The sequence below is a fragment of the Streptomyces gamaensis genome (assembly GCF_042656465.1).
Taxonomy (GTDB): domain Bacteria; phylum Actinomycetota; class Actinomycetes; order Streptomycetales; family Streptomycetaceae; genus Streptomyces; species Streptomyces gamaensis.
Genome location: NZ_JBHSPB010000008.1, coordinates 314,719 through 330,208, shown reverse-complemented (window position 1 = coordinate 330,208; position 15,490 = coordinate 314,719). Strand labels below are relative to the sequence as shown.

The window sequence follows — 15,490 nt, the reverse complement described above, 5'->3', positions numbered from 1 at the left end:
CGATGGCGACGATCGGGCTGAACTTCGGGCACGACGGGGGCGCGGCGCTCGCGCAGCCGCAGGGTGTCCATGTCATCGAGGCGGAGCGGCAGTTGGGGCTGCGCCACGTGTGCGGCGGCAACGCGCGCTTCGCGGACGGCGTGGGCACCTGGGTGGCCCGCCTGCACGCGCTCGCGGCGGAGCCGGTCACGGCCGTCGCGGTCAGCGACTGGTACACGCCCGCGTGCGCGATCCTGCCGGAGGGCCTGGTCGAGCTGACGGGTGAGGACTTCGCGTGGAGCCGGCCGGGGGCGGCCCTGCCCTCGTGCGTGCTGCGCCCGGTCAAGGCCGTCGACTGGCCGCTCGCGCTCGGGCCGTCCGGCCCCCTGCCGGTGATCGCGGTCCGGCACCACTACGCGCACGCGGCGCTGGCGTACCACACCTCCGGGGCGCGCCGGGCCCTCGTCCTCGCCCTGGACGGCACGGGCAACTTCGCCGAGTGCGGCATGGTGTGCCTGGGCGAGGGCCCGTCGCTGGCGCCCGTGCTGTCCTTCTCCAACCGCACCGGCCCCCGGTTCGGGCTGCTCTACGAGGCGCTGGCGCGGCGCGTGCACGGCGGGCAGTTCGACACGGGCAAGCTGCTGGGGCTCACCGCCACGGGCGAGGCGGACGCCGAACTGCTGCCCGTCCTGCGGGCGATGGTGGCCGCCGAGGCCACCCGCAGGGCGGTGCCGGACCTGCTGGCCCCGCTGGGCGAGCGGGCCCCGGCCGGCAGCGCGCTGCGCTACGAGGACAGCTGGTTCCCCTACGACGAGGACGCGGGCGGCTATCTGGACCCGCACCTGGGCGACGCGACGGACGACGACGTGGTCCACTCCTACGGCGGGGTGTTCCCCGACGAGATCCGCACCGCGCGCGGCCGGTCGGTCGTGGTCGGCCACGGGCCGGGCGACGCGGTGTGCCGCACGCTGGCGGCCACGCTCCAACGGGCCGTGGAGAGCGACCTGGCGCACCTGGTGGCGGGGCTCGCCGCCCGCTGGCCCGGCTACGACACGCTGTGCTACGCGGGCGGCTGCGCGCTGAACATCACGGCCAACACCCGGCTCGCCGAGAGCGGGCTGTTCTCCCGGGTGGCCGTGCCGGCCTGCTGCGACGACTCCGGGATCGCGCTGGGCGCGGCCCTGGCGGCGGCAGGAGCGGGCGAGCGCCCGGCCGCGCACACCCGGTGGCCGGGGACGCGGCTGGCCTTCGCCGGGCCAGCACTCGGCGTGCCGTCGGCCCCGGACGGCGCGCACGCGCGCCACACGCTCGGCAGCGACGGGGAGTTCGTCGAGGAGGTGGCCGCGCTCCTTGCGGACCGGCGGTGCGTGGCCTGGCTCCAGGGCGGGATGGAGACCGGTCCGCGCGCGCTCGGGCACCGCTCGCTGCTGGTCTCCGCGCACTGGGCGGGCGCCCGCCGCCAGGTCTCGCAGACCATCAAGGGGCGCGAGTGGTTCCGACCGGTGGCCCCCTTGTGCCCGGCCGAGTTGGCCCCCGGGTACTTCACCGGCCCCCTCGACCACACCGACACCATGCTCTTCGCGGTGCGCGTGCGCCCCGAGCGCGCCGGGGAGCTGGCCGAGGTGCGGCACATCGACGGCACCGCCCGGCTGCAGACCCTGCGCGAGGAGGAGCACCCGCTGCTGCACCGGCTGTGCCACGCCGTCGGCCGCCGTACCGGGCTGCCGGTCCTGATCAACACCAGCGCGAACGCGGGCGGCCGGCCGATCCTCAACGACCTGGGCACGGCGCTGGAGTTGCTGGACTCCACGGCGCTGGACGCCGTCGTCCTGGCCGACGAGCGGACCGTCATCACCTGAAGGACGGCACCACGACACCAGCACCACACACGGGACGGAACGAAGGAGCGGCACGGACGATGGCGGAACGGACCCAGCTCAGGGACATCCGCAAGCGACTCCCCCTGCGGGTACTCTCGCCCGAGGACTGGGAGCACTGGATCACGCGCGGCTACGTCGTGGTGCGCCGGGCGGTGCCGGCGGACAACGTGGCCCGGCTGACGCGGGCCCTGTGGGAGTTCGAGGACATGGTGCCCGACGACCCCGGCACCTGGTACACCGGGCGCGCCGGCAACCAACGGCTGCCCGGGCACAGCGGATTGGTGGAGATCTACAACCATCAGGCGATGTGGGACAACCGGCAGTGCGAGCGGGTCTACGACGCTTTCGTCGACATCTGGGACACCACCGCCCTGTGGGTCGTCATCGACTTCGCCAACGTCAATCCGCCCAATCGCGGCAACCGGGAGTTCACCGGCTTCGTGCACTGGGACGTGGACACCTCGCGCCGCCCGCTGCCCATCAGCTGCCAGGGCGTGCTCTCGCTCAGCGAGGGCGACGAGGAGATCGGCGGATTCCAGTGCGTCCCGGGCATCTTCGAGAAGTTCGACGCCTGGCTGGCGGCGCAGCCCGACGGCCGCGACCCGATGACCCCCGACATCACCGGCCACGAGGTCGTCACCGTGCCCGTCGGCCCGGGCGACCTCATCATCTTCAACAGCCTGCTGCCGCACGGAGTGCGTCCGAACCGCTCCGCGGACCGGGTGCGTATGGCACAGTACATCTCGATGGCGCCCGCCCTGGAGGAGGACACCGCGCTGCGCGAGCACCGGGTGCGCTTCTGGCGGGACCGGATCCCGCCGCACGAGCACGAGGGCAGCACCCGCAAGAGGGAACGCGAACTGTACGGGCGCGCGGAGCTGACGCCGCTGGGCGAGAGGCTTCTGGGGCTGGCGAGTTGGTCGTGAGCGCGGCGCGCACGGCCGTGGCCGGCCGTGACGGCACGCGGACGCGAGGGGGCGTGGCAGCCGCATGAGCAGCTCATGAGTGAGGTTCCTTGACCGAGGCAGACCCGCGTCGCGCGCGCCGTTCCCCGGTCCTCGGCCGCCGGTTCCGCCGGCTGTGGACGTCGTCGGTGGCGTCCAACGCCGGGGACGGGGTGACCCGCACCCTGCTGCCGCTGCTCGTGGTGGCGGGCCATCCGCAGCCGCTGGTCGTGGCCGGGCTCACGGCGGTCAACATGCTGCCGTGGCTGCTGTTCGCGCTGCCCGCCGGAGTGCTGGCGGACCGCTACGAGCGCCGCCGGCTGCTGCTGTACAGCAATGTGGTGCGCGCGGCGGCACTGTCGGCCGCCGTCGCCGTGTTCGCGGCCGGCACCTCGCTTCCCGTGCTGTACGCGTTGGCGTTCGTGCTGGGCGTGGCCGAGACGGTGGCGGAGACGGTGGCACCCGCGATGCTCCCGGAGATCGTGTCCGAGGAGCATCTGGAGCTCGCCAACGGACGGCTGTTCGCCCCGCAGGTCATCCTCAACGAGATGGCCGGCCCGCCCCTGGCCGGGCTGCTCGTGGGCGTCGGCGCGACCCTCGCGCTGGCCACGGGCGGCGCGCTGTACGCGGCCGCCGCCGTGCTGCTGCTGGGGCTGGCCACCGCGCGCGGCGCGCGGGGCGCGCGGCGGCCGGCGCACGCCTCGATGTGGCAGGACCTGCGCGCCGGCGTCGCGTTCGTGCTGACCCGGGCCGTGCTCACCCGCACCCTGGCCGCCAGCGCCCTGTACGGGCTGGTGTACTCGGCGACGTTCTCGATGCTCGTGCTGCTCGCCTACCGCTCCCTCGGGCTGCGCGCGACCGGCTACGGGCTGCTGCTGACGGTGGGTTCGCTCGGTTCGATCACCGGGACGTGGCTCGCGCCCCGGCTGGCCCGCAGGCTGCCGACGCTGGTGCAGGCGCAGTGGTCGCTGGTGCTGTCGGGGGCGGCGTACGTGGGGCTCGGGCTGGCGCGCGACGTGGTGAGCGCGGGGGCCGCGATCTTCTGCAACGGGGTGTTCATGATGAGCTGGAACATCCCCGTGCTGTCGCTGCGTCAGCGTTTCGCGCCGCCGGAGTTGCAGGGCCGGGTGATGAGCGTGTCGCGGCTGTGCTCGTGGGGAACGATGCCGATCGGCGCGGCACTCGGCGGGCTGCTGGCCCGTACGACCTCGGTCACCACCGTCTTCGTCTCCCTGGGCGGCGTCCTGGCCGCCGGCGCGGTCGCCCTGCTCGCGCCGCTGCGCGAGGGAGCGCTCGCGGCGGAACGTCCGGACGTCCCCCGCGGACCGCGCAGTGCGAAGGATCTCGGCAGCAGCACCGACACCCCCACGACGGAAGGAACGGGACCATGACCGCGGAAGCGCGCGAGGTGTACGACACGGTGATCGTCGGCGGCGGCCCGGCGGGGCTGGGCGCGGCCCTGTACCTGGGCCGTTCCTGCCGGCGCGTCGCGCTGGTCGACTCCGGGGACGCGCGGAACATGGCGGCGGGCGTCATGCACAACGTCGTCACCAACGACGGGGTGACGATCGCCGACTACCGGGCCCGCGCCCGCGCCGAACTCTCCCGCTACACGGTGGAGTTCCTCGACGACGAGGTGACGCGGGTGGCGCCCGAGGGCGAGCGGATCGTGACCACGACGCGCGGGGCGGGCACGCTGACGAGCCGGACGGTGATCTACGCGGCGGGGGTGCGCTCGCGGCTGCCGGAGGTGCCGGGACTCGCCGAGCTGTGGGGCAAGGGCGTCTTCGAGTGCCCCTACTGTCACGCCTACGAGGTGCGCGGCGGCTCGTTCGGGGTGTACGGCGGCTCGGTGCCCGGCGAGTGCCTGGCGGCGACGCTCACGGCGTGGACGTCGTCGATCACGTATCTGAGCGACGGCCGGCGGCTGCCGGAGGAGGAGCGCGGCCGGCTCGACGCGGCCGGGGTGCCCGTCGTCGCGGACGCGGTGCTCGGTGTCGCCGCACACCCCGACGGTGTGGAGGTCAAGCTCGGCGACGGCCGTTCGCTCGCCCTGACGGCGCTGTTCCTGCACCTGGAGACCGAGCCGCGCGTCGCTCCGCTGCGCCCGTGGCTCACGGCCGAGGACCTGGCCTCGGTGCAGACCGACGAGCGCGGCCGTACCTCGCTGCCCCGCCTGTACGTGGCGGGCGACCTGGGCCGCACCATGCAGCAGGCCGCCATGGCCGCGGCCAGCGGGGGGCTCGCGGCGATGTCGGTCAACGCCGATCTCGTGCGCGAGGACCGGCCGGGCGCCCTGTTCGACCTGCCGCCCGCCGCGCACTGAAGGGCCCGGCCGGCGGGCAGCGGACCGGCAGGGCAAGACCGAGGAGAACGCGAGGGAGAGCCGCCGTCATGAAGTCACCGCTGAAGTCACCACGCGCCGAACTGACGCCGCAGATGGCGCACTACACCTTCGTCCTGGAGGACCAGCCCTACATCGGCTTCTTCCAGTACGGCGACGAACGCACCCCTGTGTACACCACCGACGCGTGCGGTTTCCGCGTCTCGTACGCGGCCGGCGGTGCGGCCACCGTGGCGGGCGAGCGGCCGCCGGGACCGGTGCGGCTGCTCGCGGGCAGCTCGGCGGTGTTCGGCGTGGGCGCGAGCGGCGACCGGGCCACGGTCCCCTCCCGGCTGGGCACCGCGCACGCGCCCGGGCGCCCCTGGCTCAACTTCGCGGGGCAGAGCCTGAATTCGGTCCAGGAGCTGATGCTGCTGACCCTCTTCCAGCATCTGGTGCCCGAGGTGGAGGACATCGTGCTCCTCTCCGGCGTGAACAACCTCGTGCTCAGCCGGCTGCCGCGGTCCCAGCAGGGGCGGCACGGCGCGTTCTTCGAGTGCGGCCCCGCGCCGGACGCCGCCACGGTGCCCGGTCCCGCCGAACGCATCGCCCGCGCCACCGAGTTGACCGTGCGCCATCTGCGGGGCTGGCAGTTGCTGGCCCAGGCCCTCGGTGCCCGGCTGGCGTTCGCGCTGCAGCCGCTCGCGCCCTGGGTGCGCGAGGAGCCGGCCGCGCAGGAGAAGGCGCTGTTCGAGGAGCTGGACGAGGTCTCCAACTGGCGGCGGCTGCACCACGACATCGCCGCCATGGAGGTGGGCCGCGCCTACGCGGCGGCCCTGCGCGAGGGCTGTGCCGCGCTGGGCGTGCCCTTCCTCGATGTGAACCCGCTCCTGGGGGAGGCGGCCGCGCCGGGCGACTGGCTGTTCGTCGACCGGGTCCACTGCGTGGACACCGGCTACGACGCCGTCGCCCGGCTGCTGGCCGCGCACCTGGACCTCAAGTGACCGCCGCTGTCCGTCTATTCGTCCGTCCGGTGAAGTCCGGCGAACTCCGGTGAAGGAGTGGTCATGACACTGCTGCGCCGCCTTGTGGCCCGGCTGCTGCGCCGGCGGCGTCCCGGCGCACGCCCGCAGCCGGCCGACGACGCGTCCATCTACCCGATGTTCTGATGGCCGACGTGATCCTGGGCCTGTCGGCCTTCTACCACGACAGCGCCGCCGCGCTGGTGGCCGACGGGGTCCCGCTCGCGGCGGCGCAGCAGGAGCGGTTCAGCCGACGCCGCCACGACCCCGGCTTCCCCGGGCAGGCCGTCGAGGCGGTGCTGCGCACGGCGGGAGTCCCGCTCGCGGACGTCGCGGCGGTCGCCTACTACGAGGACCCGGAGCTGAAGTACGAGCGGGTGCGGGCGGCGTGGGCGGGTGCCGCCCCGCACGGCCTGGCCGCGTTCCGGGAGGGCTTCTCGGCGTGGCGGTCCTGGAAGCGGGACGCCACCCGCGTCGTGCGCGAGGAGCTCGCCGCCGCCTTCGGGGGGCCGGTGCCGCCGGTCGTGGCCCGCCGGCACCACGAGTCGCACGCGGCGTCGGCGTTCTTCGCCGGCCCCCACGAGTCGGCGGCGGTGCTGTGCGTGGACGGCGTCGGCGAGTGGGCGACGACCACGGTCTGGCACGGCCGGGGCACCCGGCTCACGCAGCTGGCCGAGCTGCGTTTCCCGCACTCGCTGGGGCTGCTGTACTCGGCGTTCACCCACTTCTGCGGCTTTCGGGTCGACTCGGGCGAGTACAAGCTGATGGGACTCGCCCCCTACGGCAGGCCCCGGTTCGCGGACCTGATCCGCGAGCGGCTGATCGACGTCAAGCCGGACGGCAGCTTCCGGCTGGATCTGCGCTGGTTCGAGTTCCTGCGGGGCCGCACGATGACCGGGCCCGGCTTCGAGGAGCTCTTCGGCGGCCCGCGCCGTGAGCCCGAAGGCCCGCTGACGGAGCGGGAGTTCGACCTGGCGGCGTCGGTGCAGCAGGTGACCGAGGAGGTCATGGTGGCGCTCGCGCGCACCGCGCGCCGGCTGACCGGTGAGAGCCGGCTGTGCCTGGCTGGCGGGGTGGCGCTCAACTGTGTGGCCAACGGGCGCATCAGCGAGGACCTGCCGCCGGGCGGCGCGCTGTGGGTGCAGCCCGCCGCCGGGGACGCGGGCGGCGCGCTGGGGGCGGCGCTCGCGCTGGCCCACGAGCGGGGTGCGCCGCGCGCGCATGTCGCCGAGGGGCGCGACGCGATGGCCGGCGCCCTGCTGGGGCCCGCGTGGCCGGATCGGGAGATCGGCGCGTACCTGGAGCGCGAGGGTCTGCCCCACGAGCGGCTCGAACCGGGCGCGCTCGCGCGGCGGGTGGCCGAGGAGCTGGCCGCGGGGCGCATCGTCGGCTGGTACCAGGGCCGGATGGAGTTCGGGCCGCGCGCGCTCGGCTCGCGTTCGATCCTCGCCGATCCGCGCGATCCGGACATGCGCTCGCGGCTGAACCTGCGGACGAAGTTCCGTGAGTCCTTCCGCCCGTTCGCGCCCTGTGTGCTCGCCGAGGACGCCAAGGACTTCTTCGACCTGCGGCAGGACAGCCCGTACATGCTCCTCGTGGCCCGCGTCGCGGCCGCGCGGCGGATCGCGCCGGCCGTGCCGGCCGGGCTGCGCGGGCCGGAGCTGCTGCGCTACGCCCGCTCGACGGTGCCCGCGGTCACGCATGTCGACGGCTCCGCCCGGGTGCAGACCGTCGACGGCCGCCACCCCCATCTGCGGCGGCTGCTGCGCGCGTTCAAGGAGCACACCGGCTGCCCGGTGCTGGTGAACACCTCGTTCAACGTGCGGGGCGAGCCGATCGTGAACACCCCCCGCGAGGCGTACGCGTGCTTCATGCGCACCGGCATCGATCTCCTCGCGCTCGGTGGTTTCCTGCTGCGCAAGAGCGAGCAGCCGCGCTGGCGCGAGGAGGGCGACTGGCGCGAGCGGATCCCACTGGACTGAGGACGACTGGACTGGACGACTGGACCGAGGGACGACCGGACCGAGGACGACCGAGGAGACACACACCCGTGCGCCGACTGCTGCTCACCGCCGTCTACTGGCTGGTGGTCACCCCGTGGGGCCGCTGCCGCCGCTTGCGCGACCCGCTGGCCCTGCGGTGGCGCCCGCGGGACGAGACGTACTGGCACTTCACCCCGTAGCCCCCCGCGAGGGCGTGCTCGCGACACCTGGGCCCGGTTGCGGCGGCGGGCCCGGCGCGGTGCCTATCGTGGATCACCACCATGACGCATTCCCCAGGCCGGGACGGGCCCCCGCAGGCGCCGCGTCTCCCCCACCTCGCGCGCCGGCTCGTCCTGGCCGCCTATCTGCTGCTCGGCGTCGCCGTCGTCATCGATCTGTCGGGCAATCCCCAGTTCACGTTCTCCCCGGTGCTGGCCACCGCGCCGGTGCTGGCGAGCATCGGCACCCGGCGGGCCCGGGTGCCGCTCGTGGTGGGGCTGGGCGCGCTGGTGCTGGTGGCGCCGCTGGCGATGGCGGACCGGAAGGTGCCGATGTCGGTGCATCTGACGGCGGGGTTCACGGTGCTGGCCGTCACGTGTGTGAGCACCGCGAACGTGGTGCTCGTCGCGACGCGGGAGCGCGAGTTGCTGCAGTCGCGTTCGGTGGCCGAGGCGGCGCAGAGCACGCTGCTGCGGCCGCCGCCGGGGCGCCTGTGCGGGCTGCGGACGGCGGTGCGGTATCTGGCGGCGGCGGCCGAGGCCCGGGTGGGCGGCGATCTGTACGAGGCGCTGGCGACGCCGTTCGGGGCCCGGCTGCTGGTGGGTGACGTGCGGGGCAAGGGGCTCGCGGCGATCGAGACGGCGGCCGACGTGCTGGGGACGTTCCGGGAGGCCGCCCAGGTCGAGCCGGATCTGGCGACGGTGGCGCGGCGGATGGACGCGGCGATGGCCCGGCGGCGGCCGGGTGAGGAGTTCGTGACGGCGGTGCTGGTGGGGGTGCCGGGGCCCGGGGAGCCGGCGGAGATGGTCAACTGCGGTCATCTGCCGCCGCTGGTGTGGCGCTCGGGCCGGGTCCTGGAGGTGGAGTCGCCGGTGCCCGATCCGCCGCTGGCGCTGCTGGAGTTGGTGGGCGGGGCGTACCACCGGGAGACGTTCGCCTTCGAGCCGGGCGATCTGCTGTTGCTGTACACCGACGGCGTGACGGAGGCCCGTGACGAGCAGGGCCGCTTCTATCCTCTGGCGCAGCGGCTGGCCGGGATGCCGGAGGTGGGCTCCCCGCGTGTGCTGGTGGACCGGATCGTGGCGGATCTGCTGTCCTACGCGGGCGGGGAGTTGTCGGACGACGCGGCGCTGCTGGCCGTGCGCCGGGAAGCGCACTGACGGCCGGCGGCGCGTCCCGGCGCCCGGGTCAGGCCAGCAGCAGGGCGCGGTCCCAGCGGGTGGCCGGGGCGGCGTCGGTGGCGAAGGTGTGCAGGGCGAGCGCGACACCGGCGGCGCCGGTGAGGAATCCGGCCGGGTCGCCGGTGAGCCCGCCGACGGGCCGCGGGGGCACGAGTCCGAAGGGTTCGTCGATGTCGGCGAGGTCGAGGACGCGTTCGGCGAGCCACGGCAGGTACGCGCGCAGGGCGGGGTCCCCGGTGTCGTCGGCCATGCGCCAGGTGGCCTGGAGCACCCCGGCCCAGCCGTGGCACAGTCCGGCGTCCGTCAGCCGCAGGGTCTCGGGCCCGTCGTAGTCGCGGCGGGCGCGGGCGAGCGCGCCGTGCCAGGCGGCGACGGCGCTCTCGCGCCACGCGCGGACGTCGAGGGCGCGCCCGGCCAGGTACAGGGCGCGGGCGATGCCGGCCGTGCCGTAGCACCACGAGGGCCTGCCGGGGGCGCGTTCGCCGGGGACGACGGTGCCGCAGGGGTCCAGGACCATGGTGCGCGGCCACCAGGTGCCGTCCGGGCCGCCGCGCTGGATGCCGGTGAGCCACTCGGCGAGGGCGCCGATGGCCTCGCGCTGTCCGGGGACGGCGGCGCCGTCCTGCCAGGCGAGGGCGAGCAGGGCGAGGGGGCCGGGGGCGCCGTGCGCGAGTCCGACGTTGGCGTGGCCGGTCTCGACGGTGGCCGGGGCGTGGCCGGCGGTGTACTGGGCGGTCCACCAGCCGGGCAGGGTACGGCCGTTGTGCTCGACGGGGGCGGTGAGCCGGGTGAGGGCGGTCAGGACGTCGGCGAGGGCCTCGTCGCTGCCGTCGATGCCGTGCTGCCGGCCGTCGAGGAGGTGCGCGCCGAGTCCGGCGAGCCCGGAGACGACGTCGTAGGTGCCGATGGTGGCGCACTCGCCGGCCGCGGGCTCGCGGCATCGTTCTCCCCCGGCGAGGGCGCGGGCCACGGTCCGTACGTGTCCGGCGAGGCGGTGGGCCGCGGGGACGGGCCGTCCGGTGGCGAGTTCGGCGCGGCTGAGCGCGAAGGACAGGGCGGGCACGCCGCGGTAGAGGCCGGGCAGGCCCCGGGCCGTGTGGTGCGCGGCGCGGGTGACGGCGCCGCTGAGCCAGTGGTGGGCGGTGCGCAGCGCGCGTTCGTCGTCGCGGCCGCGTTCCAGGTGCAGCAGCGCGATGCCGGGCATGCCGTCGCTGAGGCTGAGTTCCTGCCCGGGGTAGCGGCGGGAGGCGTCGGTGTCGGGCAGCCATTCCCGGACCTGGCGGGGGTCGGTGAGGCGCTGGGCGAGGTCGGTGGCGAGTACGGCCGCTCTCCGCCGAATGATCATGCGTGGGCACGCTCCCGGTCGCGGTGGGCCCGCACGGCGGTGCGTGCGAGCGCGAGTGCTTCTTCCTCGGCCCGCCGGTCGCTGCCGGCGAGCCTGTTGTGGTGCAGGTGCAGCAGGGCCGCGAGGGCGGTCGTGCCGCTGGTCCAGGCGGCGGCGCCGGGCAGGCGCAGCCGGTCGCGGTATGCGGTGACGGCGGGGGCGCGCCGTTGCCAGGCGGCCAGCAGTTCGGCGCCGCCGGGCAGTTCGCCCAGGGCGTGCCAGTGGCCGCCGGGGTCGAGGAGGCGGCGGGCGGCGTCGCGCAGTCCGGCGGGTGGCCGGTGGCGTTCGGGCCGGCCGGTGAGCAGGAGTTCGTCGGTGGTCCGCGGGCCGGCTCCGAAGCGGTGGAGCAGGTCGAGGTGGTCGGCGGCGGTCAGGAGCCTTCGGTCCAGGGCGAGGGTGCCGGTGCGCAGCAGGGTGAGCTGGGTGAGGCAGGAGTGGCTGTCGGCCTCGAAGAGGGCTTCGGCGGCGGCCATGGCCTCGGGTCCGCCGTAGCGTTCCCACTCGGGGGTGTAGCCGTCGACGAGCAGCCGGCCGCACAGTCCCCGTTCGGCCAGGCGGTCGGCCCACCGGCCCAGTCGGGGAAGGAGTCGGCCGCCGAAGGTGTGCGGGCCGCTGTGGAAGCGCAGGCGCAGGTGGGGGTCGGGGTCGGTGTAGCGGAGGTAGAACCAGCGGTCGACGCCGGGCGGCAGGTGCTCCAGGAGGGCGGGCAACTCGCGGGTGAGCACGGTGTCCTGGTGTTCGGGGGCGCAGTACAGCTTGGCGTGCAGCCAGGGTGAGCCGGGTCCGTAGGTCGGGCGCGGGCGGTGGACGCGGGGGACGGCGGGTGGCGGCGCGGTGCCGGGGGTGGTGCGGACGAGGGGGAAGGCGATCTCGGCGGGGCGGCCGCCGGACCAGCCGCGGCCGTGCGGTCCGTCGGCGAGTTGCTCTTCGAGGACGGCGGTGGGGCGGCGGCGCCACTCGTGCCGCAGCAGTTCGCGCTGCGCGGGGTCGGTCAGGTCGAGGGGGATGCGGTGGTCGCCGTCGGCGCAGACGACGTGGTCGGGGACGCGGCAGCGCTCGCGCCATTCGTCGAACAGGCGTCGCCAGTCGGCTGCTTCGGTGCGGGCGGTGTGCAGGGCGGGTTCGGCGGGCCGCCAGCGGGCGGGGGCGAGGACGGTCCGGCCGGAGCGGACGCGGGGCAGGTGGGGCAGGGCGGCGGCCGTGCCCCAGTCCCAGCCGGGCGGGGCGGCTTCCCCGCCGGCCGGGAGCTCGGCGAGGAAGCGGGCGAGGGCGGGGATGTTGCCGTGGGGCAGGAGCATGCTGGGCAGGACGGGCACGATCTCCCGGTCGAGGCGGTGCGACACCAGGGCGAGGCGGCCGGGTTCGGCGACGACGGAGAGGTCGGCGAGGTCCAGGGTGTGGGGCGCGGTGCGGTCGGTCCAGGCGGCCACGGTGATGGTGTGCTCCAGCCACCGGGGGACGGCGGAGACGTTGGCGGCGCGTCCGGTGCGGGTGCGGAAGGCGAGTTGGGCGGGGACGGCCCGGGGGTTGCGGGTGGGGGTGGCGCGTACGGCGCGGGCGAAGTCCTCGGCGGCCGGGCCCAGTAGGTGTCCGAAGCGGCCCGCGACGGCTCCGGCGACGGTGGAGACGCCGCGCACGACGAGGGTGAACTCGCCTGCCGCCATGGCCTCGACGGACGCGGCCAGTACTTCGGTCAGCAGGTCGAAGGAGGGCGGTGCTCCCGGGTCCGGTCCGTCGGTTTCCTCGGCGGTCTCCCGCAGGGCCGTCATCAGCCGGGTGTCGAGGGCGAGTTCGCGCCCTCCGGCCAGGGTGGTCTCCTGGGCGCGGGCGAGCAGCAGCCGGTCGCGGGCGGTGGGGCCGCCCGCCCGGGGCGGTGCGGGGGCGGTGGGTCCGTAGCCGGCGGGCAGGCCCAGTCCCCGTTCGGGGTCGAGGAGTTCGCGCAGGGGTACGGCTCGGCCGGTGCCGTACCGCTCCAGGAAGCGGGTGTGGTAGGCGCGCAGGTGGTGCGGCCCGGGGCGGCCGGCGGACAGGGTGGCGAGGAGTCCGGCCGCGCGCTCGGCCTCGTCGCGCAGGGCCTGCGGCAGGGTGACCCGGGCGTCGAGGGCGAGGTCCACGCGTACGGGGGCCTCGGCGGGGTTCAGCGCGCGCATCCGGGTGCGCAGGGCGTCCAGCCGGGCCGGGCCCGCGCCCGGCGGGAGCTGCGCGTAGGCGGCCAACGCGCCGTGGATGTCGCCCAGTTCGCGCACGGTGCGGGCGGTGGCGGGCGGCAGGGCGGCCTGGTGCGGGGTCAGCAGGCCGAGGATGTGCGCGAGGGGGTCGGCGGCGTGCTGCGGGGGGCGCAGTTCGGTGAGGAGCAGGCCCCGGCGCACGAGTTCGGTGAGCATCGCCTCGACGGTCCGTGCGGATGCCGCGGGGTGCAGTTCGCGCAGCCGGTCGCGCAGGGCGTTCCAGGCGACGGGGCGGGCGCAGAGCGCGACCGCCTGCCGGACGGCCTCGGTGTGCCGCACGGTCACTTCGCGCAGGGGCTGTCCGGACGCGTCGCTCACGGTGTCGGGGACGAACGGCAGGACGAGCCGGTCGCCGCGGACGGTGCACAGGTCGTTGGCGGTGACGCGCAGCAGCGCGAGGACGGCGGGGTCGCTCTCCAGGGCGTCGACGACGCCGTGGAGCCAGCCCAGGTCCGGGCCGGCGTGCTTGGTGTGCGCGCTGCCCCAGCGGGCGGCCGGGGCGGCGGCGAAGCCGGCGGCCGCGACGCCCGCGACGAGGCCGAAGGGGGTGGCCCGGCCGTTCATGCGCAGCCGGTAGCCGGCCAGCGCGCGGGCGGCCCGGCGGATCTCCTTGGGCGACAGGGGTGTTCCGGCGGCCGCCTTGTCGAGCACTGCGGCCAGGGAGGGGCTGGCCAGGGCGACCGCTTCGCGCAGGAGGGGGTCGCCGGCGGCCTCGGCGAGGGCGCGGGGCCCCTCGGCGGGGCCGGTGAGAGGGCGGGCGGGGCGGACGGCCGCCCGCAGCAGCACGGTCGCCGAGCAGCCGAACGCGGGTGGGTGCGGTGAACCGGGCCGTGTCCGTGAGCTGTTGGCGCCGTGCCGTCCCCCGTCGGCCGCCGCCTGCTCTCTCCCGCTCATCAACACCCTCTCGCCGCCCGCCTTTTCGCCGTATGTCTGATACGTCCGGGGCGCGGGGAGGGCCGCACGTCCCCACCCGTGCCCCGGACAGGGCTCAGCAGATGCAGCCGGTCTCCGGGTTGCAGGCCCGGCCGATGGTCACGGGGACGGTGACGGCGCGGTCCGCCGCGGTCTCCTCCAGGGGCGGTACGGTGATCTCCTCGACGTCCAGGTCGAACAGGTCCTCCATGGGAACTCCTCCACATGTTGTCCCGCCCCCGCGCAAGGGGGGCGCGCCGATGGGTTGGTGTGCCGGCCACGGCCAGGCGCGACCGGCACTCCGCACTGTAGGAAAAAGCGGTCAACGGCCGATCAACGAAGGATCAACCGGCCGTGACACGCGGCTCTCGGCCGCAGGGCGCGGCCCCGGCGGGCCCGCGGCGCCCCCGCGTATTGGCCACGTGCACGCGGGTGCCTAGCGTTCGGGGCATGCAGACGATCTCTTTGGGCGGAGTGGAGCTGACCCGCGTCGTGGAATGGCACGCGCCGATCGCCCCCACCTCCGCCGTCTTTCCCACCAGCACCCGGCAGATGTGGCAGGAGAACGCCTCCTGGCTGGTGCCGGACTTCTGGGACCCGCGCACCGACGAGCTGGTGGTCAACGCGCAGACGTGGGTACTGCGCAGCGAGGGGCGGACCGTCCTGGTCGACACCGGGCTCGGCAACGACAAGGAGCGGCCGGCCATGCCGGTCTGGTCGCACCTGCGGACCGGCTTCCTCGACCGGCTGGCCGCCGCGGGGGTGCGGCCCGAGGACGTGGACGTCGTCGTCAACACCCATCTGCACGCCGACCACGTGGGCTGGAACACCCGTCTGGTGGACGGGGAGTGGGTGCCGACGTTCCCCAACGCGGTGTATCTCATCGCGAAGGCCGACTTCGACTACTGGAACCCGGCCAACGGGCACGTCCAGAAGGGAAGGATGGGAGAGCTGACCGTGGCACAGGCCGTGGGCGGCATGTTCGCGGACAGTGTCGCCCCCGTGCACCGGGCGGGCCAGGCCGTGCTGTGGGAGGACTCCTACCGCATCGACGGCAGTCTGTCCCTGGAGCCCGCTCCCGGGCACACTCCCGGCTCGGCCGTGCTCCGGCTGGTCTCGGGCACCGACCGCGCCCTGTTCATCGGCGATCTGGTGCACAGTCCGCTGCAGATCGCGGAACCGGACTGCGACACCTGTCTGAGCGAGGACCAGGAGCAGGCGATCCGCTCGCGGCGGCGGATCCTGGCGGAGGCCGCGGACACCGGGGCGCTGGTCTTCCCCGGCCATCTGCCGGGCCACGGAGGCGCCGAAGTGCGGCGCGAGGGCGGCAGGTTCGCGCTCGCCCGCTGGGCTCCCTTCGCGCGTACGCAGGACGGCCCGGTGCCGGTGTAGGGCCGCGCGGCCCGTGCACAGGGGGGACAGCGGTGGCGCCGTCC

12 protein-coding genes are annotated in these 15,490 nt (G+C 75.2%); 9 read left to right on the top strand and 3 right to left on the bottom strand.

Annotated features, from left to right (window positions below):
- Positions 1–2 precede the first annotated feature (2 nt).
- The 8 genes from ACFP1Z_RS16105 to ACFP1Z_RS16070 all read left to right on the top strand — a co-directional run bounded on the left by ACFP1Z_RS16105 (position 3) and on the right by ACFP1Z_RS16070 (position 9,509).
- Entirely contained in the window at positions 3–1,838 is a 1,836-nt protein-coding gene (locus ACFP1Z_RS16105; protein ID WP_390317011.1) for a carbamoyltransferase C-terminal domain-containing protein, read from the top strand.
- 59 nt (positions 1,839–1,897) lie between these two features.
- Positions 1,898–2,785 carry a phytanoyl-CoA dioxygenase family protein gene (locus ACFP1Z_RS16100; RefSeq protein WP_390317010.1) on the top strand — a complete coding sequence of 296 codons (888 nt, stop codon included), beginning with the start codon at positions 1,898–1,900 and terminating at the stop codon, positions 2,783–2,785.
- 89 nt (positions 2,786–2,874) lie between these two features.
- Positions 2,875–4,194, top strand: a complete 1,320-nt coding sequence (locus ACFP1Z_RS16095; protein WP_390317009.1) for an MFS transporter — start codon at positions 2,875–2,877, stop codon at positions 4,192–4,194.
- Positions 4,191–5,129, top strand: coding sequence for an NAD(P)/FAD-dependent oxidoreductase (locus ACFP1Z_RS16090; RefSeq protein ID WP_390317008.1), 939 nt, complete (start codon positions 4,191–4,193; stop codon positions 5,127–5,129). The genes ACFP1Z_RS16095 and ACFP1Z_RS16090 overlap by 4 nt, the downstream gene beginning before the upstream one ends.
- A gap of 68 nt (positions 5,130–5,197) precedes the next feature.
- Positions 5,198–6,130 carry an SGNH/GDSL hydrolase family protein gene (locus ACFP1Z_RS16085; RefSeq protein ID WP_390317007.1) on the top strand — a complete coding sequence of 311 codons (933 nt, stop codon included), beginning with the start codon at positions 5,198–5,200 and terminating at the stop codon, positions 6,128–6,130.
- Between the two features lie 164 nt (positions 6,131–6,294).
- Entirely contained in the window at positions 6,295–8,130 is a 1,836-nt protein-coding gene (locus ACFP1Z_RS16080; RefSeq protein ID WP_390317006.1) for a carbamoyltransferase family protein, read from the top strand.
- A gap of 68 nt (positions 8,131–8,198) precedes the next feature.
- Positions 8,199–8,330: a hypothetical protein gene (locus tag ACFP1Z_RS16075; RefSeq protein ID WP_390317004.1), complete on the top strand. Its 132-nt coding sequence runs from the start codon at positions 8,199–8,201 to the stop codon at positions 8,328–8,330.
- A gap of 81 nt (positions 8,331–8,411) precedes the next feature.
- Entirely contained in the window at positions 8,412–9,509 is a 1,098-nt protein-coding gene (locus ACFP1Z_RS16070) for a PP2C family protein-serine/threonine phosphatase (protein WP_390317003.1), read from the top strand.
- Positions 9,510–9,537: 28 nt separating this feature from the next.
- On the opposite strand, the gene ACFP1Z_RS16065 is transcribed toward ACFP1Z_RS16070, so the two are convergent.
- The 3 genes from ACFP1Z_RS16065 to ACFP1Z_RS16055 all read right to left on the bottom strand — a co-directional run bounded on the left by ACFP1Z_RS16065 (position 9,538) and on the right by ACFP1Z_RS16055 (position 14,265).
- Positions 9,538–10,875, bottom strand: a complete 1,338-nt coding sequence (locus ACFP1Z_RS16065) for a lanthionine synthetase C family protein (RefSeq protein ID WP_390317002.1) — start codon at positions 10,873–10,875, stop codon at positions 9,538–9,540.
- Positions 10,872–14,036, bottom strand: coding sequence for a lantibiotic dehydratase (locus tag ACFP1Z_RS16060; RefSeq protein ID WP_390317001.1), 3,165 nt, complete (start codon positions 14,034–14,036; stop codon positions 10,872–10,874). The genes ACFP1Z_RS16065 and ACFP1Z_RS16060 overlap by 4 nt, the downstream gene beginning before the upstream one ends.
- Before the next feature lie 94 nt (positions 14,037–14,130).
- Entirely contained in the window at positions 14,131–14,265 is a 135-nt protein-coding gene (locus ACFP1Z_RS16055) for a hypothetical protein (RefSeq protein ID WP_390317000.1), read from the bottom strand.
- A gap of 239 nt (positions 14,266–14,504) precedes the next feature.
- Here ACFP1Z_RS16055 and ACFP1Z_RS16050 point away from each other — a divergent pair, with 239 nt between their 5' ends.
- A complete protein-coding gene (locus ACFP1Z_RS16050; RefSeq protein WP_390316998.1) occupies positions 14,505–15,446 on the top strand; it encodes an MBL fold metallo-hydrolase in 942 nt (313 codons plus the stop codon).
- Positions 15,447–15,490 lie beyond the last annotated feature (44 nt).

Excerpts from the sequence above, each read along its gene's own strand:
- ACFP1Z_RS16105 (WP_390317011.1), top strand. The coding sequence starts at position 3 with ATGGCGACGATCGGGCTGAACTTCGGGCACGACGGGGGCGCGGCGCTC.
- ACFP1Z_RS16100 (WP_390317010.1), top strand. The coding sequence starts at position 1,898 with ATGGCGGAACGGACCCAGCTCAGGGACATCCGCAAGCGACTCCCCCTG.
- ACFP1Z_RS16090 (WP_390317008.1), top strand. The coding sequence starts at position 4,191 with ATGACCGCGGAAGCGCGCGAGGTGTACGACACGGTGATCGTCGGCGGC.
- ACFP1Z_RS16085 (WP_390317007.1), top strand. The coding sequence starts at position 5,198 with ATGAAGTCACCGCTGAAGTCACCACGCGCCGAACTGACGCCGCAGATG.
- ACFP1Z_RS16080 (WP_390317006.1), top strand. The coding sequence starts at position 6,295 with ATGGCCGACGTGATCCTGGGCCTGTCGGCCTTCTACCACGACAGCGCC.
- ACFP1Z_RS16070 (WP_390317003.1), top strand. The coding sequence starts at position 8,412 with ATGACGCATTCCCCAGGCCGGGACGGGCCCCCGCAGGCGCCGCGTCTC.
- ACFP1Z_RS16065 (WP_390317002.1), bottom strand. The coding sequence starts at position 10,875 with ATGATCATTCGGCGGAGAGCGGCCGTACTCGCCACCGACCTCGCCCAG.
- ACFP1Z_RS16060 (WP_390317001.1), bottom strand. The coding sequence starts at position 14,036 with ATGAGCGGGAGAGAGCAGGCGGCGGCCGACGGGGGACGGCACGGCGCC.
- ACFP1Z_RS16055 (WP_390317000.1), bottom strand. The coding sequence starts at position 14,265 with ATGGAGGACCTGTTCGACCTGGACGTCGAGGAGATCACCGTACCGCCC.
- ACFP1Z_RS16050 (WP_390316998.1), top strand. The coding sequence starts at position 14,505 with ATGCAGACGATCTCTTTGGGCGGAGTGGAGCTGACCCGCGTCGTGGAA.